The organism is Streptomyces sp. NPDC085927 (genome assembly GCF_044540975.1).
In the GTDB taxonomy this organism is placed as follows: domain Bacteria; phylum Actinomycetota; class Actinomycetes; order Streptomycetales; family Streptomycetaceae; genus Streptomyces; species Streptomyces hirsutus.
Map to the genome: position 1 here is coordinate 731,808 of NZ_JBITSN010000001.1, position 26,558 is coordinate 758,365.

The 26,558-nt window shown below is 72.5% G+C and carries 27 protein-coding genes; 6 read left to right on the plus strand and 21 right to left on the minus strand.

All coding sequences use genetic code 11. The annotated features are described in order from the left end of the window. The first annotated feature begins 38 nt into the window (after positions 1-38). The gene (locus tag ACIF80_RS03275; protein WP_399798714.1) at positions 39-812 is read left to right on the plus strand and encodes an SDR family NAD(P)-dependent oxidoreductase; all 774 of its coding nucleotides are present in this window, start codon (positions 39-41) and stop codon (positions 810-812) included. Positions 813-923: 111 nt separating this feature from the next. Here the strand turns inward: ACIF80_RS03275 and ACIF80_RS03280 are convergent, their stop codons facing one another. Both ACIF80_RS03280 and ACIF80_RS03285 read right to left on the minus strand, forming a co-directional pair. After that, on the minus strand, positions 924-1,259 hold the full coding sequence (locus ACIF80_RS03280; RefSeq protein ID WP_399798716.1) for a hypothetical protein: 336 nt from the start codon (positions 1,257-1,259) through the stop codon (positions 924-926). Further along, positions 1,256-1,756 (minus strand): hypothetical protein, encoded by a 501-nt coding sequence (locus ACIF80_RS03285; protein ID WP_399798718.1) that lies wholly within the window; start codon positions 1,754-1,756, stop codon positions 1,256-1,258. Before ACIF80_RS03285 ends, ACIF80_RS03280 begins: the two co-directional genes overlap by 4 nt. 180 nt (positions 1,757-1,936) lie before the next feature. Between ACIF80_RS03285 and ACIF80_RS03290 the strand changes: the two genes are divergently transcribed. Further along, positions 1,937-2,323, plus strand: a complete 387-nt coding sequence (locus ACIF80_RS03290; protein WP_399798720.1) for a DUF6355 family natural product biosynthesis protein — start codon at positions 1,937-1,939, stop codon at positions 2,321-2,323. A gap of 77 nt (positions 2,324-2,400) precedes the next feature. Here ACIF80_RS03290 and bla read toward each other — a convergent pair whose 3' ends face one another. The 5 genes from bla to ACIF80_RS03315 all read right to left on the minus strand — a co-directional run bounded on the left by bla (position 2,401) and on the right by ACIF80_RS03315 (position 7,699). After that, positions 2,401-3,345: a class A beta-lactamase gene (bla, locus tag ACIF80_RS03295; RefSeq protein WP_399798723.1), complete on the minus strand. Its 945-nt coding sequence runs from the start codon at positions 3,343-3,345 to the stop codon at positions 2,401-2,403. 273 nt (positions 3,346-3,618) lie between these two features. Then, complete coding sequence (gene groL, locus ACIF80_RS03300) at positions 3,619-5,244, minus strand: chaperonin GroEL (RefSeq protein ID WP_399798725.1); 1,626 nt, start codon at positions 5,242-5,244, stop codon at positions 3,619-3,621. 117 nt (positions 5,245-5,361) lie between these two features. Beyond that, complete coding sequence (gene groES / locus ACIF80_RS03305) at positions 5,362-5,670, minus strand: co-chaperone GroES (protein ID WP_055572073.1); 309 nt, start codon at positions 5,668-5,670, stop codon at positions 5,362-5,364. A gap of 287 nt (positions 5,671-5,957) precedes the next feature. After that, on the minus strand, positions 5,958-6,815 hold the full coding sequence (locus tag ACIF80_RS03310; RefSeq protein WP_399799418.1) for a polysaccharide deacetylase family protein: 858 nt from the start codon (positions 6,813-6,815) through the stop codon (positions 5,958-5,960). Continuing rightward, entirely contained in the window at positions 6,815-7,699 is an 885-nt protein-coding gene (locus ACIF80_RS03315) for a polysaccharide deacetylase family protein (RefSeq protein WP_399798728.1), read from the minus strand. The genes ACIF80_RS03310 and ACIF80_RS03315 overlap by 1 nt, the downstream gene beginning before the upstream one ends. Positions 7,700-7,955: 256 nt before the next feature. On the opposite strand from ACIF80_RS03315, the gene ACIF80_RS03320 reads away from it, so the two are divergent. Next, the gene (locus ACIF80_RS03320; RefSeq protein ID WP_399799420.1) at positions 7,956-9,152 is read left to right on the plus strand and encodes a methyltransferase domain-containing protein; all 1,197 of its coding nucleotides are present in this window, start codon (positions 7,956-7,958) and stop codon (positions 9,150-9,152) included. 54 nt (positions 9,153-9,206) lie between these two features. On the opposite strand, the gene ACIF80_RS03325 is transcribed toward ACIF80_RS03320, so the two are convergent. The 4 genes from ACIF80_RS03325 to ACIF80_RS03340 form a co-directional block, all read right to left on the minus strand. Further along, a complete protein-coding gene (locus tag ACIF80_RS03325) occupies positions 9,207-10,463 on the minus strand; it encodes an RNA polymerase sigma factor (RefSeq protein ID WP_399798730.1) in 1,257 nt (418 codons plus the stop codon). Positions 10,464-10,546: 83 nt separating this feature from the next. Next, on the minus strand, positions 10,547-10,903 hold the full coding sequence (locus tag ACIF80_RS03330; protein WP_399798733.1) for a YciI family protein: 357 nt from the start codon (positions 10,901-10,903) through the stop codon (positions 10,547-10,549). 228 nt (positions 10,904-11,131) lie between these two features. Next, positions 11,132-12,172, minus strand: coding sequence for an LCP family protein (locus ACIF80_RS03335; protein WP_399798735.1), 1,041 nt, complete (start codon positions 12,170-12,172; stop codon positions 11,132-11,134). A 463-nt stretch (positions 12,173-12,635) separates the two neighbouring features. Continuing rightward, complete coding sequence (locus ACIF80_RS03340) at positions 12,636-13,694, minus strand: LacI family DNA-binding transcriptional regulator (RefSeq protein WP_399798737.1); 1,059 nt, start codon at positions 13,692-13,694, stop codon at positions 12,636-12,638. A gap of 179 nt (positions 13,695-13,873) precedes the next feature. Here ACIF80_RS03340 and ACIF80_RS03345 point away from each other — a divergent pair, with 179 nt between their 5' ends. Beyond that, positions 13,874-16,186: a glycoside hydrolase family 3 N-terminal domain-containing protein gene (locus ACIF80_RS03345; RefSeq protein ID WP_399798739.1), complete on the plus strand. Its 2,313-nt coding sequence runs from the start codon at positions 13,874-13,876 to the stop codon at positions 16,184-16,186. 48 nt (positions 16,187-16,234) lie between these two features. Here the strand turns inward: ACIF80_RS03345 and ACIF80_RS03350 are convergent, their stop codons facing one another. From ACIF80_RS03350 to tsaB, 4 genes are read right to left on the minus strand one after another with little or no spacing between them, the layout of a single operon-like run. Beyond that, on the minus strand, positions 16,235-16,504 hold the full coding sequence (locus tag ACIF80_RS03350; RefSeq protein WP_399798742.1) for a hypothetical protein: 270 nt from the start codon (positions 16,502-16,504) through the stop codon (positions 16,235-16,237). After that, on the minus strand, positions 16,501-17,604 hold the full coding sequence (gene tsaD, locus ACIF80_RS03355) for a tRNA (adenosine(37)-N6)-threonylcarbamoyltransferase complex transferase subunit TsaD (RefSeq protein ID WP_399798745.1): 1,104 nt from the start codon (positions 17,602-17,604) through the stop codon (positions 16,501-16,503). Before tsaD ends, ACIF80_RS03350 begins: the two co-directional genes overlap by 4 nt. After that, on the minus strand, positions 17,597-18,196 hold the full coding sequence (rimI, locus tag ACIF80_RS03360; protein WP_399799422.1) for a ribosomal protein S18-alanine N-acetyltransferase: 600 nt from the start codon (positions 18,194-18,196) through the stop codon (positions 17,597-17,599). Before rimI ends, tsaD begins: the two co-directional genes overlap by 8 nt. Before the next feature lie 5 nt (positions 18,197-18,201). Beyond that, complete coding sequence (gene tsaB, locus ACIF80_RS03365; RefSeq protein ID WP_399798747.1) at positions 18,202-18,855, minus strand: tRNA (adenosine(37)-N6)-threonylcarbamoyltransferase complex dimerization subunit type 1 TsaB; 654 nt, start codon at positions 18,853-18,855, stop codon at positions 18,202-18,204. A 209-nt stretch (positions 18,856-19,064) separates the two neighbouring features. Here tsaB and ACIF80_RS03370 point away from each other — a divergent pair, with 209 nt between their 5' ends. After that, entirely contained in the window at positions 19,065-19,613 is a 549-nt protein-coding gene (locus tag ACIF80_RS03370) for a hypothetical protein (protein WP_399799424.1), read from the plus strand. 95 nt (positions 19,614-19,708) lie between these two features. Here the strand turns inward: ACIF80_RS03370 and ACIF80_RS03375 are convergent, their stop codons facing one another. From ACIF80_RS03375 to ACIF80_RS03395, 5 genes are all read right to left on the minus strand, one after another. After that, positions 19,709-19,894 (minus strand): hypothetical protein, encoded by a 186-nt coding sequence (locus ACIF80_RS03375; RefSeq protein ID WP_399798750.1) that lies wholly within the window; start codon positions 19,892-19,894, stop codon positions 19,709-19,711. 186 nt (positions 19,895-20,080) lie between these two features. Further along, positions 20,081-20,587, minus strand: coding sequence for a tRNA (adenosine(37)-N6)-threonylcarbamoyltransferase complex ATPase subunit type 1 TsaE (tsaE, locus tag ACIF80_RS03380; protein ID WP_399798753.1), 507 nt, complete (start codon positions 20,585-20,587; stop codon positions 20,081-20,083). Between the two features lie 96 nt (positions 20,588-20,683). Beyond that, entirely contained in the window at positions 20,684-21,922 is a 1,239-nt protein-coding gene (locus tag ACIF80_RS03385; protein ID WP_399798757.1) for an alpha/beta fold hydrolase, read from the minus strand. A 160-nt stretch (positions 21,923-22,082) separates the two neighbouring features. Then, positions 22,083-23,258: an alanine racemase gene (gene alr / locus ACIF80_RS03390; protein ID WP_399798760.1), complete on the minus strand. Its 1,176-nt coding sequence runs from the start codon at positions 23,256-23,258 to the stop codon at positions 22,083-22,085. 144 nt (positions 23,259-23,402) lie between these two features. Next, positions 23,403-24,893 (minus strand): NAD(P)H-hydrate dehydratase, encoded by a 1,491-nt coding sequence (locus tag ACIF80_RS03395; protein ID WP_399798763.1) that lies wholly within the window; start codon positions 24,891-24,893, stop codon positions 23,403-23,405. A 239-nt stretch (positions 24,894-25,132) separates the two neighbouring features. Between ACIF80_RS03395 and ACIF80_RS03400 the strand changes: the two genes are divergently transcribed. Then, positions 25,133-26,311 (plus strand): hypothetical protein, encoded by a 1,179-nt coding sequence (locus ACIF80_RS03400; RefSeq protein WP_399798765.1) that lies wholly within the window; start codon positions 25,133-25,135, stop codon positions 26,309-26,311. Between the two features lie 60 nt (positions 26,312-26,371). On the opposite strand, the gene ACIF80_RS03405 is transcribed toward ACIF80_RS03400, so the two are convergent. Next, positions 26,372-26,551, minus strand: a complete 180-nt coding sequence (locus ACIF80_RS03405; protein WP_399798768.1) for a hypothetical protein — start codon at positions 26,549-26,551, stop codon at positions 26,372-26,374. Positions 26,552-26,558 lie beyond the last annotated feature (7 nt).

Consider the following 26,558-nt stretch of genomic DNA (forward strand, 5'->3'; position numbering starts at 1 on the left):
GACCGGACGCCCCGACTCCGGGTAACTAGTCTTGCGCCATGACAACCGCTCTGATTACGGGATCGACGGCCGGGATCGGTGCCGCGTTCGCGCGGCGGCTGGCGGCCGACGGGCATGACCTGGTGCTGGTGGCCCGCAACATCGGCAGACTCCGGGAGCAGGCGACCGAGCTCCACGACCGTCACGGCATCGAGGCGGAGGTACTGACGGCCGACCTGTCCGAGGACAAGGGCATCGAGACGGTGGCCGATCGGCTGGGCGATCGTAAGAACCCCGTCGACCTGCTGATCAACAACGCGGGCTTCGGCAACAAGGGCCGGTACCTCGACGTCTCCATGGCGGACGAGCTGAGGATGCTCAAGGTGCACTGCGAGGCGGTGCTCCGGCTGACGACGGCGGCGGCGGAGGCGATGCGGGAGCGCGGGCGCGGAGGCGTCGTGAACGTCGCCTCGACCGCGGCGTTCGTGCCGCGCGGCACCTACGGGGCGTCGAAGGCGTGGGTCGTGCAGTTCACCCAGGGCGCGGCGCAGGACCTGGCGGGCAACGGCGTACGGCTGATGGCGCTGTGCCCCGGCTTCGTACGCACCGAGTTCCACGAGCGGGCGGGGATGGGGACGGACAACATCCCGAACTGGATGTGGCTGGACGCGGACAAGGTGGCCGAGGCGGCCCTCGCGGACCTGGCCCGCGGCAAGACGGTGTCGATCCCGGACGCGCGCTACAAGGCGCTGATGGGAGCGGCGAAGCTGGTGCCGCGCGGGATGCTGGGCGGCTTCTCCTCACGGACGGGCCGCAAGTACGGACCTCAGTAGCCGCCCACGACCTGCCTGCCGCGCGCCGCGGCGGGTGGGGCCGGGGCGCCTGTGCCCGAAAGAGGGGCGGTCGGAAGCCACGTCCCGGCTCCCGACCGCCCCTCCGTCACATCAACCGCGCGCTGGGTGAACTGCACGACCCACGCCTTCGACGCCCCGCCCCGGAGAGTCGTCGGCTCCGAACAGCTGAACCCCGCCGTAGGTGGCAAGGGCGACGAGCGCCACGAGCAGAGCCGCCGCAGCGACGAACCGTCCCCGCGCCTGACGTGTGTTGTTGATCGTCAGCGGGCCGATCGCGATCGGGCTGCGGGAGACCCGGCCGCCCGTGATCACCACGGAGGAGTGCGCCATGATCCCGGACAGGTGCTGCTCCAGGCGGTTCCGGAGCTCGGGATCGGCCTCGACCTCCTCGCGCAGAACGGCCGAGCGGCCGACGCGGTTCGTCACCTCGTCCCCGGCTCCGACCGGGTCCAGCGGTTGAGCGTCTCGCTCTTGTCGTCGTAGGTGAGCCAGGTGCCGTCACCGAGCGGCCGTACGTCACTGTCCACGGGGCCCGTCGGGTACGTAACCACCCCGCGTATCCGCAACGTGCGGGCGTCGAGCAGCCAATGGCGGACCTGCTCCGGATACTTGTCGGAGTCGGCCGTCGAGGCGATGACGGTGCCGGCGTCGACGAAACCGCAGCCGTAGTCCCAGTAGGTCTCGTCCTCGTCTTCGTCCTCGTCGTCGGCCGACTCCGGTTCCCGCTCGGCGATCACGGTGCCGTCCAGGGCGTGCAGTTGCAGGTCCGCTCCGTAGTGCTCGACCGTCAGGAAGCCGGGGTGTGCCGGGTGGACGTCCGTCAGGATGCGGTCCAGGCCCTCGTTCAGGTCCCCGCCGGTCAGCTTCTCGCCGTCCCAGCGCGCCCAGTGCGGCGGTCGCCCGAAGCGAAGCCGGACAACCACCCTGAGATCCACTTCCTCATTCCCGTTTCCATCTCACCCATCACTCAATTTGGTGACATAAAGTCATGGAGCGAGTGCATGCAGTTACGATTTCGGTGCCAGTGCGACGCGTAAGAGGTGTCGTGGTGTCAGGCAGAGCCGATCAGCTGGTCATCATCGCCATGCCCCCAAGGAGTGTTCGTGAAGCTCTCCCCCCGTCCTCTTCGAGTCGTCCTGGCGGCAGCGTCAAGTGCCGCGCTGGCCATGATGGCGTTTCCGGGTCCGGCTCACGCCGAGCCCGAGCGCGGTCCGGAAGTGCGTCAGGCGGGTGCGAGCCCTCTCGCCCCGTGCGGCTTCTTCCGGTACAACGTCCGCGAGTCCCAGTTCGCCGGATACAACCACTGCGGCGAGACGACGGTACGGGTACACGTCGACGTCAGAGGGGGCGGCAGCACGAATGACTACCACCTCTGCGTCAAGCCCGGCCCCACGCAGCTACCGGGCGCAGGTCCGAACTATCTCAACGCGTACTACATCGGCGGCGCCGGCTGCCGGATCGGAGATCCCACCGGGCACACACCCCACTGAGCCTTTGATACGAGGACGCGGAGGGGAGCCGATGAACCACCGTCTCCCGTATCCCGACCGCCCGCAGATTTGTTCTCCTACGACAACGTCCTGGTGACCACGGACGCCGCTTCCTCGATCAGCTTGTCGTCGTAGTCGGCGTCTTCCGTACCGCGATTCGACATGATCGCCATGACGATGGGCGCGGCGCCGGGCGGCCACACCACGGCGATGTCGTTGCGGACGCCGTAGACACCGCCTCTGCCGGTCTTGTCGCCGACCACCCAGTCTCGGGGGACGCCCGCCCTGATGAGCTCGTCGCCGGTGGTGTTGGTCCGCAGCCACTTCGTGAGCTGTGCGCGTTCCTTCTTGGCCAGCGCGTCTCCGAGAACGAATGCCCGCAGGACGTCGGCCCACGCGCGGGGTGTGGTGGTGTCCCGCGTGGCGCCCGGGGCCCACTGGTTCAGTTCCGGCTCGCGGCGCTCCACCCGGGTGGTGGTGTCGCCCACCTCTTCGAGAGCGGATGCCAGGCCCTTCGGCCCACCGAGCGCGTCGAGCAGGAGGTTGGCCGCGGTGTTGTCGCTGTGGCGGACGGCGGCGTCACACAGCTCGCGCAGAGTCATCCCGGTGTCGACGTGCTTCTCGGTCACGGGAGAGGGGGCCACCAGGTCGTCCCTGGAATACGTGATCACCTCGTCCATGCCGCTCAGGGAGTACTCGCGCAGGACGGCAGCGGCGGCGAACGCCTTGAACGTGGAGGCGTAGGCGAACCGCTCGTTGTCGTTGTAGGCCACTTCCCGCCCGTCACCGGTGTCGACCGCGTAGACCCCCAGTCGTGCGCCGTACGCGCGCTCCAGCTCCTTGAATTCGCCGGCGGCCGGCTTCGCGGCCGGGGCCGGCCGCGTCGTCACCGCAGACGGAGCCGATGAAGCCGGTGAAGTCGGTGAAGCCGGGGCACTGCCGGAGCCGCAGGCCGCGAGCGGGAGGGCGACGAGCACGGCGAGCCCGCCCAGAACGGCAAGCCGTGCACGTGTGTACTGCATGCTCGAACCTCCGGGTGACCCGTGGACGGAGTGCGGAGAGAAGAAGGAAAGGGCGGCCCCGGCCGCGGGACGGGGAGCCGGGCTCATTCTCACCTTCGGCTGCCGTGCGGTCCAAGCGGCGCAGGGCACTGACATTGATACCGGCGTTGACGCATCGATACCGAGTACGAGCACGGGCGCAGCACGGAGGCCCGGCGCCGCTGGGCAGCGGTGCCGGGCCTCCGTGTCTGCTACGGGCGTCTGTTACCGACGTCCGCCGCTATGAGCGGTCGCTCAGTGGGAGTGGCCGTGGCCGTGGCCACCGGCGGCCGGCTCCTCTTCTTCCTTCTTCTCGACGACCAGGGTCTCGGTCGTCAGGAGGAGGGAGGCGATGGAGGCGGCGTTCTCCAGGGCGGAGCGGGTGACCTTGACCGGGTCGATGACGCCGGCCTTGACCAGGTCGCCGTACTCGCCGGTGGCGGCGTTGTAGCCGTTGCCCTTCTCGAGCTCGGCGACCTTGGAGACGATGACGTAGCCCTCGAGGCCGGCGTTCTCGGCGATCCAGCGCAGCGGCTCGACGGCGGCGCGGCGGACGACCGCGACACCGGTGGCCTCGTCGCCGGTCTTGCCGAGGTTGCCCTCGAGGACCTTGACGGCGTGGACGAGCGCGGAGCCACCACCGGAGACGATGCCCTCCTCGACCGCGGCGCGGGTCGCGGAGATGGCGTCCTCCAGGCGGTGCTTCTTCTCCTTCAGCTCCACCTCGGTGGCGGCGCCGACCTTGATGACGCACACGCCGCCGGCGAGCTTCGCGAGGCGCTCCTGGAGCTTCTCGCGGTCCCAGTCGGAGTCCGTGGAATCGATCTCGGCCTTGATCTGGCCGACGCGACCGGTCACGTCCTCCTTCTTGCCGCCGCCGTCGACGAGCGTGGTGTCGTCCTTGGTGACGGTGACGCGGCGGGCGGAGCCCAGCACGTCCAGGCCGACCTGGTCGAGCTTGAGGCCGACCTCCTCGGAGACGACCGTGGCGCCGGTGAGGACGGCCATGTCCTGCAGCATCGCCTTGCGACGGTCACCGAAGCCGGGGGCCTTGACCGCGACGGCGTTGAACGTGCCGCGGATCTTGTTGACGACCAGGGTCGACAGGGCCTCGCCCTCGACGTCCTCGGCGATGATCAGCAGCGGCTTGGAGGAGTTGGCCTGGATGACCTTCTCCAGCAGCGGCAGCAGTTCGGCGATGGAGCCGATCTTGCCCTGCGTGATGAGGATGTACGGGTCGTCCAGGACGGCTTCCATGCGCTCCTGGTCCGTCACGAAGTACGGCGACAGGTAGCCCTTGTCGAAGGCCATGCCCTCGGTGAAGTCCAGCTCCAGGCCGAAGGTGTTGGACTCCTCGACGGTGATGACACCGTCCTTGCCGACCTTGTCCATCGCCTCGGCGATGAGCTCGCCGACCTGCTGGTCCTGGGCGGACAGCCCGGCGACGGCGGCGATGTCGGACTTCTCGTCGATCGGCCGGGCCGAGGCGAGCAGGTCCTCGGAGACGGCGGCGACGGCGGCGTCGATGCCCTTCTTGAGGGCGGCCGGGGAGGCGCCGGCGGCGACGTTGCGCAGGCCTTCGCGGACCAGGGCCTGGGCCAGCACGGTCGCGGTGGTCGTACCGTCACCCGCGATGTCGTTGGTCTTGGTCGCCACCTCCTTGACCAGCTGGGCACCGAGGTTCTCGAACGGGTCCTCGACCTCGACCTCGCGGGCGATCGTGACACCGTCGTTGGTGATGGTGGGGGCGCCGAACTTCTTGTCGATGACGACGTTGCGGCCCCTGGGGCCGATCGTCACCTTCACCGTGTCGGCAAGCTTGTTGACGCCGCGCTCAAGGGCGCGACGGGCGTCCTCGTCGAACTTCAGGATCTTCGCCATGGCAGCGGGAGCCCTCTCGGAAATCTGGGGTGAGAAAACACTGCGCCCCGGGCGCCCGGCTCAGTAAGCGTGTCGGGACCAGGGGCGCAGTTCGGAGCAAATCTGCTACGAGGTGACTTACTTCTCGATGATCGCGAGAACGTCGCGGGCCGAGAGGACGAGGTACTCCTCGCCGTTGTACTTCACCTCGGTGCCGCCGTACTTGCTGTACAGCACGATGTCACCGACGTTCACGTCGAGTTCGACGCGCTTGCCGTCCTCGATGCGGCCGGGGCCGGTGGCCAGGACAACGCCCTCCTGGGGCTTCTCCTTGGCCGTGTCCGGAATGACCAGGCCCGAAGCCGTGGTCTGTTCGGCGTCGAGCGGCTGGACCACGATGCGGTCCTCGAGCGGCTTGATGGCAACCTTGGAGCTGGCGGTCGTCACGATCCGACCTCCCCCTTCGGAGATCTCACGGGGTTAACTGTCTGAGGTGGCGACCAGGTGGATCCGTCGTCGCGGGTGCCGGACCTGCCCGTCGCTGTGTTGGCACTCTCCAGGGGGGAGTGCCAGAACCGAGACTATGACCGCGATTAGCACTCGGTCAAGCGGAGTGCCAATTCACTGCGTGGCGCCGCCGGGATTCTCGGGTACACCGGTCCGAGAATCCGGGCTGTGTTCGAGGGCTCACCCCCAAGCCCTACGAGCGGGGGAGTACCCCCGGAGGGGCTCATTCACCGGACGTAGTCCTCCAGCCTCCCGACCTTCAGTCCCTGCTCCTCCAGCTCGCCCAGCAAACGCGTCGTCCGTTCCGCAAGGGTCAGCGGCGGGGCCTCGCCCGCGGGGACGGAGATGATGTCGCCGGGGGCCAGGCGGTGGGCGCCACGGGTGTACGTGAGGGTGCCGTCGCCCTCCAGGGCGACCCGCCAGAGCACGACCGCCGCGATGCCGCAGTCGGCGGCGGCCCGGAGGGTCGTGGTGTCGTACGTGCCGTAGGGCGGGCGGAACAGGTGGGGGCGGATGCCGAAGCGGGACTTGAGCTTGCGCTGCTGGCCGCAGATCTCGGCGCGCTGACCGGCGTAGGGCAGGCCGCGCAGGGCGGGGTGGTCGAGGGTGTGGTTCTGCAGACTCGCGCCGACCGAGCGCAGCCGGGCGAAGTGGCCGTAGCCGGGCCCGACCACGCTGTCCGTGAGGAACATGCTGACGGGGAGGCGGCGCCGGCGTACGAGGTCGATGAAGCGGGGGTCGCGTTCGGCGCCGTCGTCGTAGGTCAGGAAGACGACCTTGTCCCGGGTGGGGACGTGGTCGACGACGGGCGGGCGGCCGGGAGCGGAGCTGTTCAGCGGGGAGCTGTTCGGAGTGGGGTGGTTCGGAGCGGAGCGCCCGGACGACTGACCCGCACCGTCCCCGGCGCCCTTCCCCACCTCCGCCTCCGCCGCTTCCTCCTCCACCGCCTTCCCCGCCTTCGCCCCGGCCCCTTGAATCGTCGGGCCCGTGCCCGGCTGCGGCCCTGGCGGACCGCAGCCCGCCAGGGCCGCCGGAAGGACGAGGCTCGCCGCCAGGAGAACCGCCGTGGCCGCCCTCCGCCGGATCACAGGTAGTCCTCCAGGCGCCCCACCGCGTATCCCTCGGCCGCGACCTTGTCCAGGAAGCGGCGGATCATGTCGGGCATGGTGCCCTTCCAGGCGTCGCGGCCCCGGAAGTGGGAGAGGACGATGTCGCCGGGGTGCAGTTTCCTGTCCCACTCGCGGTAGTCCCAGCGGTCGACGAAGACCTCCTCGTTCCACAGCGGGGCGTACTCGATGCCGCAAGCCTTCGCCGCGCGCAGGGTGTCCTTGTTGTAATTGCCGAACGGCGGGCGGAAGAGGACGGGGCGGTCGCCGTACCGCTTCTCGATGACGTCCTGCATGCCGCAGATCTCACTCTTCTGGCGGGCGTAGGACAGGCCGGGCAGGTACGGGTGGTTCAGGGTGTGGTTGTGCAGGCCGACGCCCCGGTCCTGCATCTTCTCGAAGTACCCGTAGTCGTCCTTGATGACGTAGTCGCTGAGGAACGCGGTGTACGGGATCTCCAGCTCGCTCATCATGCGCAGGAAGGCGGGGTCCTTCTCGGCGCCGTCGTCGATGGTGAGGAAGACGACCTTCTCCTCGGTGGGGACGGTGGTGAAGACCGGGGGGAGGTCCAGTCTCCGGTGGCCGTCGACCTCGAAGCCCTTACGGGTGGTGATCCTGGGTTTCTCCTCCGGCGGGGGCGGGGCCGTCAGGGGCACCCGCTTGAGCCCCCAGCGCTTCGCGACGGCCACGCGTGCGGCGTGCGCGGCGCGCAGTTTGGTGGCGTAGGAGTCGAGTGCGCGGGCCGGGGGCGCCTGGAGGGGTTGCTGACCGCCCGCGGGCGGAGCGGCGGCGGGCGCCTTGTCGCAGCCCGAGACGAGAGGGGCGAGGGTCGCGAGGGTGAGTGCGGCGACACCGGCCCGCATGCCCGCCGTTGACCGCCTTTTGTCGTTTTGTCCTACTACTCGCATGGGGTCGGATCCTCGCAGTCCCCCGCGCCGGACCCGACCCGACACCTCGGCCGGCGGTACACCGTCCACCGACTGGCCGACAGCGGACCCGCGACTGGCCCACAATGAGCCGGTGAACGACCGCACCCCCCACCAGGCCCAGCCCCTCCCTCAGCCCGCCCCCCGGCACAGCCCCCAGTCCGTCCCCGAGTCCGTCCCCCAGCCCCTCGCCCTGCTGCTCACCTCCGAAGGCCGCGCCCTCCTCGACGAGGTGCGCGACACCGACCCGGCCCAGGAGCTCGCCGTCGCGACCCGGCTGCGCCGTGGGCATCCGGCGGAGCTCGTGTCCGCGGCACTCGGCCAGGCCCGGCTGCGCCGGCGGGCGGCGGCGAAGTTCGGGGCCGAGGACGCCGGACGGATGTTCTTCACGCCGAACGGGGTCGAGCAGTCGACCCGGGCGAGCGTGGCGGCGTACCGGGCGGGGCGGCTGAAGGAGCTGGGGGTGACCTCGGTGGCCGACCTGTGCTGCGGGATCGGCGGGGACGCGATCGCGCTGGCCCGCTCCGGGATCCGGGTGCTCGCGGTGGACCGGGACCCGCTGACCGCGGCGACGGCCCGTGCGAACGCGGAGGCGCTGGGCCTGGCCGAGCTGATCGAGGTGCGGGAGGCCGATGTCACGGAGGTGGACACGGCCGGTTACGACGCCGTCTTCGTCGACCCGGCCCGACGCGGCGGCCGGGGCCGCATCTTCGACCCCGAGGCCTACTCGCCCCCGCTGTCCTGGGCGATCGCGGCGGCCCGCAGGGCGCCCCGCGCCGCCGCCCTGAAGGTCGCGCCGGGCATCCCGCACGAGGCCGTTCCCGGTGACGCGGAGGCCGAGTGGATCTCGGACGGCGGGGACGTGAAGGAGGCGGTGCTGTGGTTCGGCACCGGGCCCACGGCCACCCTCGCGCAGTCGGACCCCGAACCGGGCCCCGGCGCGGTACGCGCGACCCTGCTGCCCGGCCCCCGCACGCTGCTCTCCCGCGGGCTGCCCGACCCGGACGTGCGTCCGCCGGGCCGGTACCTGTACGAGCCCGACGGCGCCGTCATCCGCGCGCATCTCGTCGCCGAGGTCGCCGAACAGCTCGACGGCGGGCTCATCGACCCGACCATCGCCTACGTCACCGCCGACGAGCACCGCCCCACCCCGTACGCCACCGCCTACGAGATCACCGACCGGCTCCCCTTCAACGTCAAGAAGCTGAAGGCGCTGCTGCGTGAGCGCCGGGTCGGCACACTGACCGTCAAGAAGCGCGGCTCGGCGGTGGAACCGGAGGAACTCCGCCGCAAGACCCTCCCCAAGCCTCACGGCACCGCGTCCGTCACCGTCTTCCTCACCCGTGTCGTCGGCGCTCCCACGATGCTGCTGGGCCATCCGGTGCGCTGAGCTTCGGGCCGGAAGGCGCCTCCCTCGGCCTCCCGCCCGTCGGCCTCCCGCCCGTCAGCCTGCCGCCCGGCGCAGCAGCATCTCCCGTTCCCGCTCGTTCCTGGTCAGGGAAGCCGCACGCGTGAACTCCGCGCGGGCCTCCTCGGCACGGCCGAGACGGACCAGCAGGTCTCCGCGGACGCTCGGCAGGAGGTGGTAGTCCCGGAGCGCCGGTACGTCGGTCAGCGCGTCGACGAGGGGGAGGGCGGCGGCGGGGCCGTCGGCCATGGAGACGGCGACCGCGCGGTTGAGTTCGACGACCGGGGACGGGGCGCGGGCGGCGAGGAGACCGTAGAGGGCGGCGATGCGGCGCCAGTCGGTGTCCTCGTAGCGGTACGCGTGCGCGTGGCAGGCGGCGATGGCGGCCTGGAGGACGTACGGGCCCGGGACACCGCCCGACATCGCGTCGGCCCGGGTGAGGGCGGTGACGCCGCGGAGGATGAGCATGCGGTTCCAGCGCGTCCGGTTCTGGTCCTTGAGCAGGACCGGTTCGCCGTCCGGGCCGGTGCGGGCGGCGGCGCGGGAGGTCTGGAACTCCAGCAGCGCGGTGAGACCGTGGACCTCGGGTTCCTTGGGCATCAGCCCGGACAGCACACGGGCCAGCCGCAGCGCGTCCTCGCACAGGCCGGGGCGCAGCCAGTCGTCGCCCTCGGTGGCCGCGTACCCCTCGTTGAAGATCAGGTAGATGACGTCCAGGACCGAGTCGAGGCGGGCCTCGCGGTCGGGGCCGTAGGGGACCTCGAAGGCGACGTTCTTCGTCGCGAGGGTCCGTTTCGCGCGCACGATGCGCTGGGCCACCGTCGGCTCCGGGACCAGGAACGCGCGGGCGATCTCGGCCGTGGTCAGACCGCCGAGCAGGCGCAGGGTGAGGGCGATGCGGGCCTCGGCGGACAGGGCCGGGTGGCAGGCGGTGAAGACGAGCCGGAGCAGGTCGTCGTCGATGTCGTCGGGGTCGGCGGGCTCCTCCGGCGGCGCCACCGCCGAGATGTCCCGGCCGATTTCGGCCAGCTTGCGGGCGTAGTTCTCGCGGCGCCGGATCAGGTCGACGGCACGGTTCCTGGCGGTGGCCATGAGCCACGCGCCCGGGTTGTCGGGCACACCGTCCCTCGGCCACTGCTCCAGCGCGGCGACGAGGGCGTCCTGCGCCAGCTCCTCCGCGATACCGACGTCCCGGACGAGGCGGGCCACGCCGGCGATCACCCGCGGGGACTCCAGGCGGAAGACGGTCTCGACGGACTGGTGCGTCCGGGCGGGGGTGGGCTGCGATGTCACAGCCCACCATCAGACACCCCTGCGGCCCCGGGGCCAAGCAGCAGCCCCGGCGGCAGCCCGCTGCCGGCCCGCCGCCCCGGTGCTCAGCCCTCCACGATCTCGCGCACCTCGCAGGTCACCGTCCAGTGCTCCTCGTGCACCTTCAGGAACCGCTTGGTCCACTCGATCGCCTCGGCCGAGTCCTTGGCCTGCATCAGCGCGTAACCCCCGATGACCTCCTTGGACTCGGTGAACGGCCCGTCGGTCACGGACAGTCGCCCGCCTTCGTAGTGCACCCGGGTGCCCTGGGCCGTCGGGGTCAGCCCGGCGGTGTCCAGCAGGACCCCGGCCTTCGTCATCTCCTCGATCAGCTCGCCCATCCGCTGCATCAGTTCGGGGCTGGGCCCCTCCGCGGGCTCGTTGGACTCGTCGATCCGGATCAGGGAGAGAAAGCGCGGCATGATGACTCCTCATGGCGTCGTGTCGTACGGACCGGGCCCTTCCCGGCCTCTCACCCCTGCGTCGAACGGGCGGCGCCGGGATCGACACGCTCCCCGGATTTCCCTGAACTTTCCTCCGGCGCGTGGCGAGTCACCACCGCCGGATCACCGCCGACGGGTCACCACCGCCGGATCACCGCCGACGGGTCACCGCCGACGGGTCACCGCCGACGGGTCACCGCCGACGGGTCACCGCAGCGACGCCCACAGTTCCTCCGCCTCCGGCTGCTCCGCCACCACCCGGTTGGAGTCCCAGGGAGCCGGGAGCACCGGCATCGTGAGGGTGGTGGCCGCGGACGACGACAGGCCCTGCAGGCTCTGGGCGAAGCGGGTCAGCTCGGTCAGCGAGTCCAGGCCGGTGTCGGTCGTGAGACTGCTGGTGACCGCGTCGGCGACCTCGTACAGCTTCACGGGGTCGGTCAGCAGGCTCTGCCTCCCGACCCGGTCCAGCAGCGCCTTCACCAGCGTGTGCTGGAGTCCTATGCGGCCGAGGTCGCTGCTGTCCCCGATGCCGTACCTGGTGCGGGCCAGCGCGAGGGCCTCAGTGCCGTCCAGGTGGTGGGTGCCCGCTTCGAGGTTCAGCCGGCTCCGGTCGTCGTCGATGTCCTCGTCCGTGGTGACGGTGACGCCGCCGAGCGCGTCGACCAGGCGGGCGAAGCCGGTGAAGTCGATCTCGACGTAGTGGTCCATGCGGACGTCCGTGAGCAGTTCGACCGTCTTCACCGCGCACACCGGCCCGCCCACCTCGTACGCGCTGTTGAACATCGCGTGGGACGCCGGCCGCGTCGACTCGCCGTCCGGCAGCGGGCAGGCCGGACGCTCGACCAGGGTGTCGCGCGGGATGCTGACCACGGTCGCGGCGGTCCGGCCGGCGTCGAGGTGGACGACCATGGCCGTGTCGGAACGGGCCCCGCCGCTGTCGCCCCCGCCGAGTGCCCGGTTCTCCCCGCCACTGCGCGAGTCCGAGCCCAGCACCAGGATGTTGAGGGACCCCGTCGGCAGGGGCGAGGCCGAGGCGGACGCCGAAGCGCCCTGGTCGGAGGCGGTTCCCCTGGCCGGACGGTCGTCGCCCAGGGCGCTGTTGATGTCGACGCTCGTGATGTTGTCGCCGAGCTGCCGGTACGCCCAGCCGGCCGCCCCGGCGCCCAGCACCAGCGCGCCCGCCAGAGCGAGGCCGGTGAACTTCAGCGTCCGCGCCCGGCGGTCCGGCCGCCGCCACCTCGCCGACATGTCGGTCTCCGGAGCCGGCCGTGTACCGGTTTCCGTGTCCGGTTCTGGGCCCGGGCGTATGTCCGGTCGTATGTCCTGGCGTATGTCCTGGCGTATGTCCGCGCCCTCGGAGCCGTCCGAGGACGCGTCGCTTCCGGCCTCGTCGTGCCCTTCACCGTGGCCTGCGTCGTGCCCTTCACCGTGGCCTGCGTCGTGCCCTTCACCGTGGCCTGCGTCTCGGCCCTCGTCGCGGTCCTCGTGTCCCATCACAGACAGGAACGTAAGTCCGAATTATGACGACCAACGTCCCCCGGACCGTTTTCTCGTGAAGTTCTCAGACTTCACGGCCTGACTCACCCTGAGAACCGCCCAGTTGGCGGCCGGGCGGCGGGCACCGCGCGAGCAACACAGGACCGAAACTTTCGAACCCGTCGGCGACTCCCTTCGGGCACGGCCCGACCGGCGTCCGGAAGCCCGGGAACCGTCAGCCTCCAGCCGGCGGCGGCGCCGTGCTGCTGCGCACCACCAGGCTCGTCGCCAGTTCCACCCGGGACGCGGCCGCCGCCGCGTCCTCGCCCTTGCCGAGGTCGAGCACCAGCCTGGCCGCCGCCTCCGCCATCTCCGTCAGCGGCTGCCGTACGGTCGTCAGCGGCGGCCCCACCCAGCGGGCCACCGGAAGGTCGTCGAATCCGACCACGCTCAGGTCCTCGGGAATCCGCAGGCCCAGCTCACGCGCGGCCTCGTAGAGACCGAGCGCCTGGAGGTCGTTGCCGGTGAAGACCGCGGTGGGCCGGTCGGGGCGGCGCAGCAGGGCGAGGCCCTGGCGGTAACCGGTCTCGTGGTGGAAGTCGCCGGTCATGATCAGCCCGGGATCCACCGGAAGCCCGCCGGTCTCCAGCGCGGCCCGGTAACCGCCGATGCGGGCACGGCTGCACATCATCTGCGAGGGCCCGCTGATCGCCCCGATCCTGGTGTGCCCCAGCTCGACCAGATGCCGGGTGGCGGCGAGCCCGCCCTGCCAGTTGGTCGCGCCGATGGAGGGCACGTCGGTACCGGGGTCGCCGGCCGGGTCCATCACCACGAACGGGATGGAGCGGCTGGTCAGCAGCGCCCGTCCGGACTCGTCGAGGCCGGACAGGACGAGGATCACCCCGTGCGGGCGGCGGGCGGCGACCTGGTCGGCCCAGGTCCGCCCCGGCGTGAGCCGCCCCGCGCTCTCGGAGAGCACGACGCTCAGTCCCGCGTCCCTCGCCACGTTCTCCACGCCCCGGATGACCTCCATCGCCCAGGCGCTCTCGAGTTCGTGGAAGACCAGGTCGATCAGGGGCGAACGGGTGGCCTCGGCGCGCCGGCGCCGGTAGCCGTGGGCGCGCAGCAGTTCCTCGACCCGGCTCCGGGTGGCGGGGGCGACGTCGGCACGGCCGTTGAGGACCTTCGAAACAGTCGGTGCCGAGACACCGGCCTCGCGGGCGATCTCGGCAAGGGTCGCAGTCTGCGCACTGCGCCCTCGCGTCCGGGTTTCGGCGGGCTGCGAGGAAGTCATGGCCGCGATCGTATCCCTGCGGGCCCCCTTGACGAAGTCTTCCTTGCGCCATAGGTTCCCGGAACATTCGATATACGGTCCGAAACATTCGGAACTCCCGGCCGCGGACCCGGCCTCACCCCCGTCACCGCGTCGAGAACCTTTGCGAGAGGGCCCGCCGTCCACCCGACAGGAGCTTCATGACCACCGCGCCCTGGCGTGACCCCGCCCTGCCCGCCGCAGCCCGTGTCGACGACCTGCTCGCCCGGATGACCCTGGAGGAGAAGACCGCCCAGCTGTACGGGGTATGGGTGGGCGCGGACACGGACGGCGAGGGCGTCGCCCCGCACCAGCACGACATGACCTCCGACTACGACTGGGACGAGCTGATCACCCTCGGCCTCGGCCAGCTCACCCGCCCCTTCGGCACGGCCCCCGTCGACCCGGCTCTCGGCACGCAGGCGCTGGCCCGCGCCCAGCGCCGGATCGCGGCGGCGGGCAGGTTCGGCATCCCGGCGGTCGCGCACGAGGAGTGCCTGGCCGGATTCACCGCCTGGCAGGCCACCGCCTACCCGGTGCCACTGGCCTGGGGCGCCACCTTCCACCCCGAACTGGTCGAGGAGATGGCCCGGCGCATCGGCCGCGACCTGCGCTCGGTCGGCGTCCACCAGGGCCTCGCGCCGGTCCTGGACGTCGTCCGCGATCCGCGCTGGGGCAGGGTGGAGGAGACGATCGGCGAGGACCCGTACCTGGTCGGCACCATCGGCACCGCCTACGTGCGCGGGCTGGAGTCCGCCGGGGTCGTCGCCACCCTCAAGCACTTCGCCGGATACGCCTCCTCGGCCGGCGCCCGCAACCTCGCTCCCGTGCGGGCGGGCGTCCGGGAGTTCGCCGACGTCACCCTGCCGCCGTTCGAGATGGCGCTGCGCGAGGGCGGGGCGCGCTCGGTGATGGCCGCGTACACCGAGACGGACGGCGTGCCCGCCTCGGCCGACCCGGCCCTGCTGACCCGGCTCCTGCGGGAGGAATGGGGATTCACCGGCACGGTCGTCGCCGACTACTTCGGCATCGGCTTCCTGGAGAACCTGCACCGGGTCGCCGCGACCCCGGCCGAGGCGGCGCACGCGGCACTGCTGGCCGGCATCGACGTCGAGTTGCCCACCCTGAAGTGCTACGGCGAGCCCCTCCTGGACGCGGTCCGGGCCGGCGAGGTCCCCGAGGCACTGGTGGACCGGGCGGCCCGCCGGGTGCTGCTCCAGAAGTGCGAGCTGGGCCTCCTCGACGAGGACTGGACCCCGGAGCCGGGCGTCCCCGTCGACCTGGACTCCACGGGGAACCGCGCCCTGGCCCGTGGCCTGGCCGAGGAGTCGGTGGTCCTCCTCGACAACCCCGACGGACTGCTCCCGCTCTCCCCCGACGCCCGGATCGCGGTCGTCGGCCCCCGCGCGGCCGACGCCCTGGCCATGCTGGGCTGCTACTCCTTCCCCTCCCACGTCCTCACCCACCATCCCGGCAGGCCGACGGGCATCGGCATCCCGACCGTGCTGGAAGCGCTGCGCGCCGAACTGCCCGACGCCAAGGTGACGTTCGCGGAGGGCTGCGACACCTCGGACCCGGACACCGGCGGCTTCGAGGAGGCCGTCGCCCGTACCGCCGAGGCGGACGTGTGCGTGGCGGTCCTCGGCGACCGGGCCGGGCTGTTCGGCCGCGGCACCTCCGGCGAGGGCTGCGACGCGACCGACCTGAGCCTGCCCGGCGTCCAGGGCGCGCTGCTGGACGCGCTGGTCGGCACCGGCGTGCCCGTCGTCCTGGTGCTGCTCACCGGCCGCCCGTACGCGCTCGGCCGCTGGCAGGGCCGCCTGGGCGCGGCCGTCCAGGCGTTCTTCCCCGGGGAGGAGGGCGGCCCCGCGGTGGCGGGAGTGCTGTCGGGCCGCGTCAACCCGTCCGGCCGGCTGCCCGTGAGCGTGCCCCAGGTGCCCGGCGGCCAGCCGTGGACGTACCTCCAGCCGCCGCTCGGCCTCGCGGGCGAGGTCAGCAACCTCGACCCGACCCCGCTGTACGCCTTCGGCCACGGCCGCTCGTACACGACGTTCGCGTGGGAGGACTTCACGGGCGGCGACGAACCGGTGGAGCTCGCGGCCGACGGGACGTACGACGTCTCCCTGACCGTGCGCAACACGGGCGACCGCGACGGCGCGGAGGTCGTGCAGCTCTACCTGCACGACCCGGTGGCCTCGGTCACCCGCCCCGACGTCCGCCTGATCGGCTACCGGCGCGTGGAGCTGGCCCCGGGTGCGGCGGCCCGCGTCACCTTCCGCTTCCACCCGGACCTCTCGGCGTTCACCGACCGCTCGGGCCGGCGGGTGGTCGAACCCGGCGCCCTGGAACTGCGGTTGGCGGCCTCCAGCGCGGACGTACGCCACACGGCCCGCCTCACCCTCACCGGCCCCCTCCGCGAACCCGGCCCCGACCGGCGGCTGGTGTGCGGGACGGAGGTGTCGGACGAGACGTGACGGGCGGGGACGGGCGGAACGGACGAGGGCAGGGGTGGCGAGGGGCGGTCAGTCCGTCGCCACCGACTCGAAGCGCCACCGGTGCACCGCGCGGGTGACCAGGCCCCCGTCCGGCTCGGGGAGTTCGGGCAGCTCGGCGTCGTACGGGGCGTCCCACCAGGTGATGACGAGGACCCGGTCCTGCGGGGCGCGGAAGGTCTCCCGGCGCACGGGGGCGGAACCGGCGGGCAGTTCCCGCACCTGCTCCTCGGCCCAGGCGAGCAGTTCCCCGCCCCGGCCGGGTACGGCCCGCGCCTCCCACATCAACGCGACGGTCACGAGTACAGGTTCTCCTTGCTGACCTCGTGCACGTGGTCGTGGCCGTGGGCGTGCGAGTTGCCCGGCACGTGCGGTTCCGTCACCGGGAGGGACGAGTCCGCGGACAGGTCCCAGTCGGAAGCCGCCCGGTTGCGGGCGACCATCTCGGCGCCCAGGGCGGCCACCATCGCGCCGTTGTCCGTGCACAGCTTGGGGCGCGGTACGCGCAGCCGGATGCCCGCCGCCTCGCAGCGCTCCTGGGCCAGTGCCCGCAGCCGTGTGTTGGCGGCCACGCCGCCGCCGATCATCAGATGGTCGACGCCCTCGTCCTTGCAGGCACGTACGGCCTTGCGGGTGAGCACGTCCACGACCGCCTCCTGGAAGGAGGCCGACACGTCACGCACCGGGACCTCCTCCCCCGCCGCCCGCTTGGCCTCGATCCAGCGGGCCACAGCCGTCTTCAGGCCGGAGAAGGAGAAGTCGTACGCCGGGTCGCGGGGCCCGGTCAGCCCGCGCGGGAACGCGATCGCGGACGGGTCGCCCTCGCGCGCGTACCGGTCGATGACCGGGCCGCCGGGGAAGCCGAGGTCGAGTACGCGGGCGATCTTGTCGAAGGCCTCGCCTGCCGCGTCGTCGATGGTGGCGCCCATCGGACGGACGTCGGAGGTGATGTCCGAGGAGAGCAGCAGCGAGGAGTGGCCGCCGGAGACCAGCAGCGCCATCGTCGGCTCGGGGAGCGGCCCGTGCTCCAGCTGGTCGACGCAGATGTGCGAGGCGAGGTGGTTGACGCCGTACAGGGGCTTGCCGAGGGCGTAGGCGTACGCCTTCGCCGCCGAGACGCCGACCAGCAGCGCACCGGCGAGACCCGGACCGGCGGTGACGGCGATGCCGTCCAGGTCCCGGGCGCTCACCCCCGCCTCCTTCAGCGCGCGGCCGATGGTGGGGACCATCGCCTCCAGGTGGGCGCGCGAGGCGACCTCGGGGACGACACCGCCGAAGCGGGCGTGCTCGTCGACGCTGGAGGCGACGGCGTCCGCCAGCAGGGTGGTGCCCCGGACGACGCCGACACCGGTCTCGTCGCAGGAGGTCTCGATCCCCAGTACCAGGGGTTCGTCAGCCATGGGTCTCGGTTCCTTCTACGCCGTTCACTGGGGTCGCGGGGTTCGCGGGGTCTTGGGGGTTCGCCGGGTCGACGGAGGTGGACGGGTCGGTCAGCCGCATCACCAGGGCGTCCACGTTCCCCGGCTGGTAGTAGCCCTTCCTGACCCCGATGGTCTCGAAGCCGAAGCGCTCGTACAGCTTCTGGGCCCGGACGTTGTCGATCCGGCACTCCAGCAGCACCTCGGCGCACTCGAACGCGGTCGCCGCCCGCAGCAGCTCCGTCAGCAGCCGCGAACCGAGGCCGGTGCCCCAGTGGCCCCGGCTGACGGCGATCGTCTGGACGTCGGCCACCCCGGTCGCCTCGTCCGTGCCCACCTCGCCGTCGGCCGCCGTACCGGCGGAGGTGAGGCCCGCGTATCCGACGAGACGGCCGTCCTCCTCGGCGACCACGTAACGGCGGGTCGCCGCGGGACCGCGCGCATGGGCCAGCTCGGACCAGAACATCCCCCGTGACCAGGCGTCCTCGGGGAACAGCTCGCGCTCCAGCTGGAACACTCGTTCGATGTCCCACCAGCGCATCTCGCGCAGCGCGACCTTCTCGGACCCTGTCACTTGTGTCACTTGGGGGTGACCACCTTGTAGTTCTTGGGGACCTGGGCATCGGGACGGCGCAGGTACAGCGGCCGGGGCGCGGGCAGTTCGACACCGGCCGCCAGCCGCTCGGCGGCCAGCCGGACGAGGGCGGCGGCGGTCACGTACTCGGGCTCGTGCGCCTTGGGGAAGGTGTCGGGGTACAGCAGCGCGCCGGCGCCGACCGCGGGCAGCCCCGCGACCTGACCGGCGATGTCGGCGGGCCGGTCGACGGCGGGGTCGGTGAGGCGGGTGCGGGAGTCGGCGTACCGCGCCCAGTAGACCTCCTTGCGGCGGGCGTCGGTCGCCACGACGAAGGGGCCCTCCAGGTCGGCGGCGTACGCGAGGCCGTCCAGCGTGCACACACCGTGCACGGGGACACCGAGCGCGAGCCCGAAGGCGTCCGCGGTCATCAGGCCGACCCTCAGCCCGGTGTACGGCCCGGGGCCGATGCCGACGACGATCCCGGTGAGGGCGTCCACCTTCAGACCGGCCTCGGCGAGCACCCGGTCGATCGCCGGGAGCAGCAGTTCGCCGTGGCGGCGGGCGTCCACCTGGCTCGACGAAGCGATGACGTCGTCGCCGTCGTGCAGCGCGACGGTGACGGCAGGGGTGGCGGTATCCAGAGCGAGCAGGAGCACACAAACAGCCTACGGCTCCCCGCACCCCGTGTCGGACGGCCCGGTCGAACGGTCACGTACTGCTACCGTCACCTCGACGTATGCGCAATCCGGATGATTCCGGACGATCCCGAACGATCATCACCGGGGCGGTGGAGCCGGCGGGGGCGACGCGGGAGCGGGCGCGACGGGACACGGCGGACCGGGACGGGACAGAGGTGGTGACGGCGGTGGCGGGCAACAGCTCGGCGATCGTGGCGGGGCTGACCGCGGCGGCCCTCCTGACGGTCGGCGTCCTCGGCTACCAAGCGTCGGCGAACGCACCGGCCGCCCCGCACACCGCCCGTACGGACACCGCGCGGACCGCCCTGCGGACGGACCGGGGCAAGGACTCCCCCGTCACCCCGCCCAGGGGCTCCGGTCAGGGCCCCCGGGTCGTCTACCACCTGGGCGACGACCGGGTGTGGCTGGTCGAGAACGGCGGCAAGGTCCGCCGCGCCTTCGCGGTCAGCCCCGGCACGGTGGACCCGGAACCGGGCACCTACCGGGTCACTTCCCGCTCGAAGAACATCACGGGATCGGACGGCGTCCCCGTCGAACACGTCGTCCGTTTCGCGAGCAGCGACGGCACGGCGATCGGTTTCAGCGCGGCGATCGACGGATCGGCCCCGGCACCGGACCCGGAGGTCCCCACCGGTGGCATCCGCGAAAGCCGCGCGGACGGCGAGGCGATGTGGAAGTTCGCCACTGTCGGCCGCAAGGTCGTCGTCCTGCGGTAGCCGCGGCAGCGCCCACACCCCATGCTCCACGCGCCCCACGCCCGCACCCCATGGACGCACCACGCACCACGCACGACCACGGCGGCGGGCCCGGATCAGGCGGCCTCGCGATGGCCGTTCCCCGGCCCGGCGAGCCGGGGCTGCGGGTGCGGTTCGGGAGCGCGGGGCGGGGTGGAGATCACGGCGGCGGCCGCACCGGCCGCCAGCAGGTCGCGCATCGACACCCCGGCGAACGGCTGCGTCCGCGCCTCGGTCCTGCGAGAGCTCTCGGTGGGCTGCATGGACGCCTCCTGGGGCCGGGGGCGGACGGAGTTAGGTAGACCTAACTACGAGCTGGATACCATGTGACCACGCCCGGGACACCAAATGCAAGATTTTACCGACACCTTGTCGGAACGCGGGGAGAACGGACACCACGGGCACAGGGCACCGCCCCGTACCGCCCGGGCCGGGCCGGGACGATGCGCTCAGGCCGACAGTGCGCTCAGGTCCGTGCCCGCCCAGCGGTCGCCCAGGCCGGTCAGCGTCACGTGCCGGACCTCGTCCGTGGTGTCGCCGACCGCGCGGTGGATGACGATCTGGAGCCGGTCGTCGGTCAGCTCCTCGATCCTGCCCTCGCCCCACTCCACGACGATCACCGACTCGGGCAGCGAGACGTCGAGATCCAGGTCCTCCATCTCGTCCAGTCCGCCCGACAGCCGGTACGCGTCGACGTGGACCAGTGGCGGCCCGTCCCCCAGGGACGGGTGCACGCGGGCGATCACGAAGGTCGGGGAGGTGACGGCGCCCCGCACCCCGAGCCCTTCGCCGAGCCCACGGGTCAGCGTGGTCTTGCCCGCCCCCAGTTCGCCGGTGAGCATCACGAGGTCGCCGGCGCGCAGCAGCTTGGCGAGGGCACGGCCCAGGTCCCGCATCCGGCCGGGGGAACCGACGACCAGCCGGACGGACGGGAGGGACGCTGCGACTTCTTCCATCATCACTCACTCGCAGTAGGCAGTAGTACGTGGACCACACCCGCAGGGGGCCGGTCCGGGCGGGACCCCGGCGAACAGGGCCGGCAGCCGTCTCCGTCAGGAGGAGGCGGGGTCACAGCCACCCACGGTAGTCGGGGCGGGCACCGCCCCGGTGCGGGCGAGCAGGTCGGCGAGACGGTCGGTGACCACTTCCGGATGTTCCAGGATGACCAGGTGTCCGGCGTCCGGCACCAGCACCAGTTCGGCGTCCGGCAGCAGCCCGGCGATGGCCTCGCTGTGCTCGCTGGGCGTGATCAGGTCCTTCACCCCGGCCAGCACGAGCACCGGGAGAGCGGTGAGGTGGGCGAGGGCCTCGGTCTTGTCGTGCTCGCTGAACGCCGGGTAGTACTCGGCGACGACGTCGATCGGGGTGGACTCGATCATCCGCTCGGCGAACCGGGCGACGGCCGGGTCGACGTCCCGGGCCGCGAACGAGTACCGCTTGATGATCCCGGTGAACAGGTCCGCGGTGGCCCGGCGCCCCTTCTCCACCAGCTCGGCCCGCTGTCCCATCGCCTTCAGCACCCCCGGCAGCACCCGCCGCACCGCGTTGACCCCGGCCACGGGCAGCCCGAAATTGACCTCGCCCAGCCGTCCCGGCGACGTGCCGATCAGGGCGACACCGACGACCCGTTCACGGATCAGCCCGGGGTACCGGTCGGCGAGGGCCATCACCGTCATCCCGCCCATGGAGTGCCCGACCAGCACGATCGGCCCCTCGGGCGCGGCGGCGTCGATGACGGCCTTGAGGTCCTGCCCCAGCTGGTCGATGGTGACCGGCTCGCCCCGCTCGACCTGGGCCGCGCCCCGCCCGGAACGGCCGTGACTGCGCTGGTCCCAGTACACGGCCCGTACGACGCCCCTGAGCGCGGCCCGCTGGAAGTGCCAGGAGTCCTGGCTGAGGCAGTAACCGTGGCTGAAGACGACGGTGACGGGGGCGGGCGCCTTGCGGCCGAACAGCCGGCGGCGGCGCGCGGGAGCGGCGTCCGGGTCGGGGTCGGGGTCGTCGACCTCGTAGTACAGCTCGGTGCCGTCCTCGGCGTACGCCTTGCCGGGGGTGCCGCGCAGTGAGCCGTACGGTCCGGTGGAGTCGAGGGCGAGCCGGGCCTTCTTGCGCATGCCCCGGCCGACGGTCATCCGTTCTATCGCGACTCCGGCGGCGGCACCCGTGGCGAGCACGCCTATCGCGACGCCGGCGACCCCGGTCGCCCGGCGCCAGCCGTTGGACGCTTCGGCGACGGAGGCGGCAGCCGTCGTGACGGCGGCGTTGACGGCCTCCACGCTGCTCTCGCTCACGTACTGGCTCCTCTGTCGTTCCTCATGCGTGTGCGGTCGGATGAGCGTACGGACGTACGGGCGTTCCGGCGTCCTGCTTCGTCACGGCGACGTGACGGCGCATCGCCGTGCCGTCGCATCGCCATGCGTCGCGCCGTCACGGCGCCGGGCCGTCACGCCGTCACGCACTCACGTCGTTCATATAGACGCGCGGGACGCGGGTTCCGATCCGGGTGACGATCTCGTACCCGATGGTGCCCGCGGCCTGCGCCCAGTCCTCGACGGTGGGCTCGCCGCGGTCGCCGGGGCCGAAGAGCACCGCCTCGGTGCCCGGCGGGGGCTCGTCCCCGCCGAGGTCGACGACGAACTGGTCCATCGCGATCCGTCCGGCGACCGTACGCAGCTTGCCCTCGACCAGCACCGGGCCCGCGGAGGAGGCGTGCCGCGGGATGCCGTCCGCGTAGCCGAGCGGGACCAGACCGAGGGTGGTGGCGCCCGGGGTGACGTAGTGGTGGCCGTACGAGACGCCGTGCCCGCCCGGGACGTGCTTCACCAGGGCGAGGGAGGCGGTCAGGGTCATCACCTGGCGCAGCCCGAAGTCGGCGGGGGTGCCGATCTCGGGACTGGGCGAGACGCCGTACGTCGCGACGCCGGCCCGCACGAGGTCGAAGTGGCTGTCGGGGAGGGTGAGGATGGCCGGCGAGTTGGCGATGTGCCGGACCTCGGGGTCCACACCCTGCTGCTCGGCGTACGCCACCATCTCCCGGAAGCGGGTGAGCTGGGCCTCGATGGAGGGGTGTCCCGGCTCGTCGGCGCAGGCGAGGTGCGACCACAGGCCGACGACGCGCAGCAGCCCGTCGGCCTCGGCGGCGCGTGCCGCGGCGACCAGCTCGGCCCAGTCGGCGGGCACGCAGCCGCCCCGTCCCAGGCCGGTGTCGGCCTTGAGGTGCACGCGCGCGGGCCGCCCGGCGGCGCGCGCGGCCGCGGTGACCTCCTCCAGCGCCCACATGCCGCCGGCGGAGACGTCGAGGTCGGCCTCGATCGCCTCCCGCCACGGTCCGCCGGGCGTCCACAGCCAGCACATGACGCGTACGCCGGCGGGGATCCCGGCGCCGGGCGCGCGCAGCGCCAGCGCCTCCTGCGGGGTGGCCGTGCCGAGCCAGGACGCCCCGGCCTCGACGGCCGCCCGCGCGCACGCGAGGGCACCGTGCCCGTAGGCGTCCGCCTTGACCACGGTCATGAGGGCGGCTCCGGACGCGTGGGCGCGCAGGCTCCGCACATTGGCGCGCAGCGCGCCCAGATCGATCTCGGCACGGGCCCGGAGGGTCGCCTTGCGCACAGCATCGTTCTCGTTCATCGCGCCCCAGTCTCTCAGAGCGGTACAACGCCTCACCGGGAGTGGTACGACCAGGACCGCCGCGGTGGGATGGTACGACTCCGCCCGCGACCGGGGCCCCCGGCCCGGATCCCACGCGCTGCCCGGGCGCGGAATCCGGCGGCCTCATCCGCGCATGACGTCCCGCCACGCCCCCGGGATCGCCTCCGCCACGTCGTGCGCCCCCACCGGCGCGCCGTCCGCCGCGCGCCGTCCCGCGAGCCCGTGCAGGTAGGCCGCCACGCTGCCGGCGTCCCGGGCCGGCAGTCCCGCCGCCAGCAGCGAGCCCGCCAGGCCGGACAGGACGTCCCCGCTCCCGGCCGTGGCCAGCCAGGACGTCCCGGTCGGGTTGACCCGTACGGCGATGCCGCCCTCGTCCCCCGGGGCGGCGACCAGTGTCGTGGAGCCCTTGAGGAGCACGGTCGCCCCGTACCGTGCGGCCAGTTCACGCGCCGCGGCCAGCCGGCCGGCCTCGACCTCCTCGCGCTCCACGCCGAGCAGCGCGGCGGCCTCTCCGGCGTGCGGGGTCAGCAGGGTCGGCGCGGAGCGGGCCCGTACGGCCGAGGCGTCGGCCAGCCGCAGGCCGTCCGCGTCGATCAGCACCGGGACGTCCGCCGCCAGCACCTCCGCCACCGGGCCGGCGTCGTCCCCGGCACCCGGTCCGACGACCCACGCCTGCACCCGTCCGGCGTGCTTCGGTCCCCGGTCGGACACCAGCGTCTCGGGGAAGCGGGCGATCACGTCCCGCGCTGCGGGGCCGGCGTACCGTACGGCCCCGGCGCCGCCCCGCAGCGCACCGGCGACCGCGAGCACGGCGGCTCCGGGGTAGCGGGCGGACCCGGCGGCGACCCCGACGACACCGCGCCGGTACTTGTCGCTCTCCGCTCCCGGCACCGGCAGCAGCCGGGCCACGTCGGCGTGCTGGAGCGCCTCGAGTTCCGGCTCGGCGGGCAGGTCGAGACCGATGCCGACGAGCCGCACCGACCCCGCGTACTCCCGCGCCGGGTCGACGAGCAGCCCCGGCTTGTGCGTCCCGAAGGTCACCGTGACATCGGCCCGGAGCGCGGCGCCGCGCACCTCGCCGGTGTCCGCGTCGACGCCGCTCGGCAGGTCGACGGCGACGACCGTGGCACCGGACCGTTCGGCGGCCTCGGCGAGCGGGACCGCCTCCGGGCGCAGTCCGCCCGTGCCGCCGATGCCGACGATGCCGTCCACGACGAGATCGGCCCGCCGGACCGCCGCGACGGCAGCGGTGCCGGCATCGGTCCCCCTGCCGGCGTCGGCGTCGGTGATCTCCACGGTCCGGCCGCCCGCCCGGCGCAGTGCCGCGAGCCCGGCGGCGTGGGCGCGCTCCGGCGCGAGCAGCACCGCCGTGACGCCCGCGCCGCGCCGGGCCAGCCGGGCACCGGCGTAGAGGGCGTCGCCGCCGTTGTCCCCGCTGCCGACCAGCAGGACGACCCTGCTGCCGTAGACCCGGCCGTCACCCCGCCCGAGCAGGTCCGCGCAGGCCGCGGCGAGTCCGGCGGCGGCGCGCTGCATCAGCGCCCCCTCCGGCAGCCGCGCCATCAGGTCCCGCTCCGCCGCCCTGACCGTCTCCACGCTGTACGCAGTACGCATACGTCCGAGTGTCCCGCACGGAACGGCCCAACTGCCGCCCGGCGGAAGCCGTCCCGCACCCCGGAAATCGTCCGCCGGGCGCCCCGCAAGCCGGTCGAAAGTTGTCGGAGCCCGTCCCGCGGCCGCACGCATTGACGGCACGCGGCGCCCTCGCCACACTCACCACCCCCCACCGGATGAATCGATTCAGTCGAATCGGTTCGACGAGAAGCCCCACAGGAAGAGGAAGCAGAGACCCCATGGGACGCAGAGCCGCACTCCTCGCCGCAGCCGGCGCCACCGCACTCCTCACCGCCGCGGGCGCGCCGGCCGCCCCCGCCACCGCCGCACCCGCTCCCGTCACCCAGGAGGCCCCCGTCCAGGCCGCCGCCTGCGGGGACGGCTCCTACCAGGCCGAGGCCGTGCAGAGCGGCAGCACCTGGACCGCCCGGCGCGGCAGCACCGTCGTCCACACCGGTACCGACATGCGCGCGGCGGTCCAGGCGGCGATCGGCAGCCTGTCCTCCGGCCGCACCTCCAAGGAACGGGTGGTGGTCCGCGGCTCCGGCTCGGTCCCGGCCAACTCGCGTATCTCGCTGCCGAGCTACACGGTTCTCGACGTCTGCGGCACGATCAATGTGACGGGCAGCGGCTCCGGCGACCAGGCACCGGTCTACTCCCGCGGCACCCGGGACGTCGAGGTCCAGAACCTCAGCGTCACCGGCGCCCCGCTGTACGGCATCTTCCTGCGCAACGTGCAGAACGTGGTCCTGGGCCAGATCGACATGCGCCTGTCGGGCGGCCTCGGCGTCCGCATCGACAACCGCGGCGACACCAGCCAGTGGACGCGGAACGTCCGCATCGACAACGTCCACGTGTCCGGCGCGTCCAGCCACGCCGTGGAGACGTACGGGGTCGACGGCCTCACCGTCGGCACGGTCACGGCCCGCAACGTCGGTGAGTCGGGACTTCTCCTCAACCAGACCGTCAACGCCACGGTCGGCAAGGTCGACGCGGAGAACGCGGGCACCGGCACCGGTTACGCCGCCTTCCGCATGGCCAACCGCAACGGCCGGATCGGCAGCTCGTACTCGACCAACATCCGCGTCGGCGAGGTCGTCGCGCGCGGCGGCGGGCGCGGCGTCTTCTGCGTCTCGGAGAGCGGCGGCGCGACGATCGACCGGATCAGCCTGTCCAACACCGGCAACAACGCGATCCTGATCGAGAACTGCTACAACGTGAACCTCGCCGCCCAGAGCGGCACCGTCACCGGCGGGGGCGAGATCCGGCTGGCCGCCCGCACGGAGTTCGCGAACAACCGGGACATCACCGTCCAGAACCTGATGGTGACCAACTCGTCGATCCGCGAGAGCCCGTGCGGCGAGAACACCACGTTCCGCAACAACAGGCTGGTCAACAGCAGCCAGTCCGTCTGCTGACGGACCCGGCAACGGCAAGGTGACCGGCCGGCGAGGGCGAAGCCCCGCACGCCCGGCCGGTCACCGGCGCCGCCGTCCGCGTCCCGCCCGGCGGGCCATCCGCACCATGCGCACCACCGTGGACACCACCACGAGCAGAGCGGCGGCGGCGAGGAGCGCCTCTCCCCACACCGGCAGCCGGTCCCCGACCTCCCCGACGCCGGGAAAGCCCAGCACCCCGTACCGCTCCACGTCCGTCACCCACTCT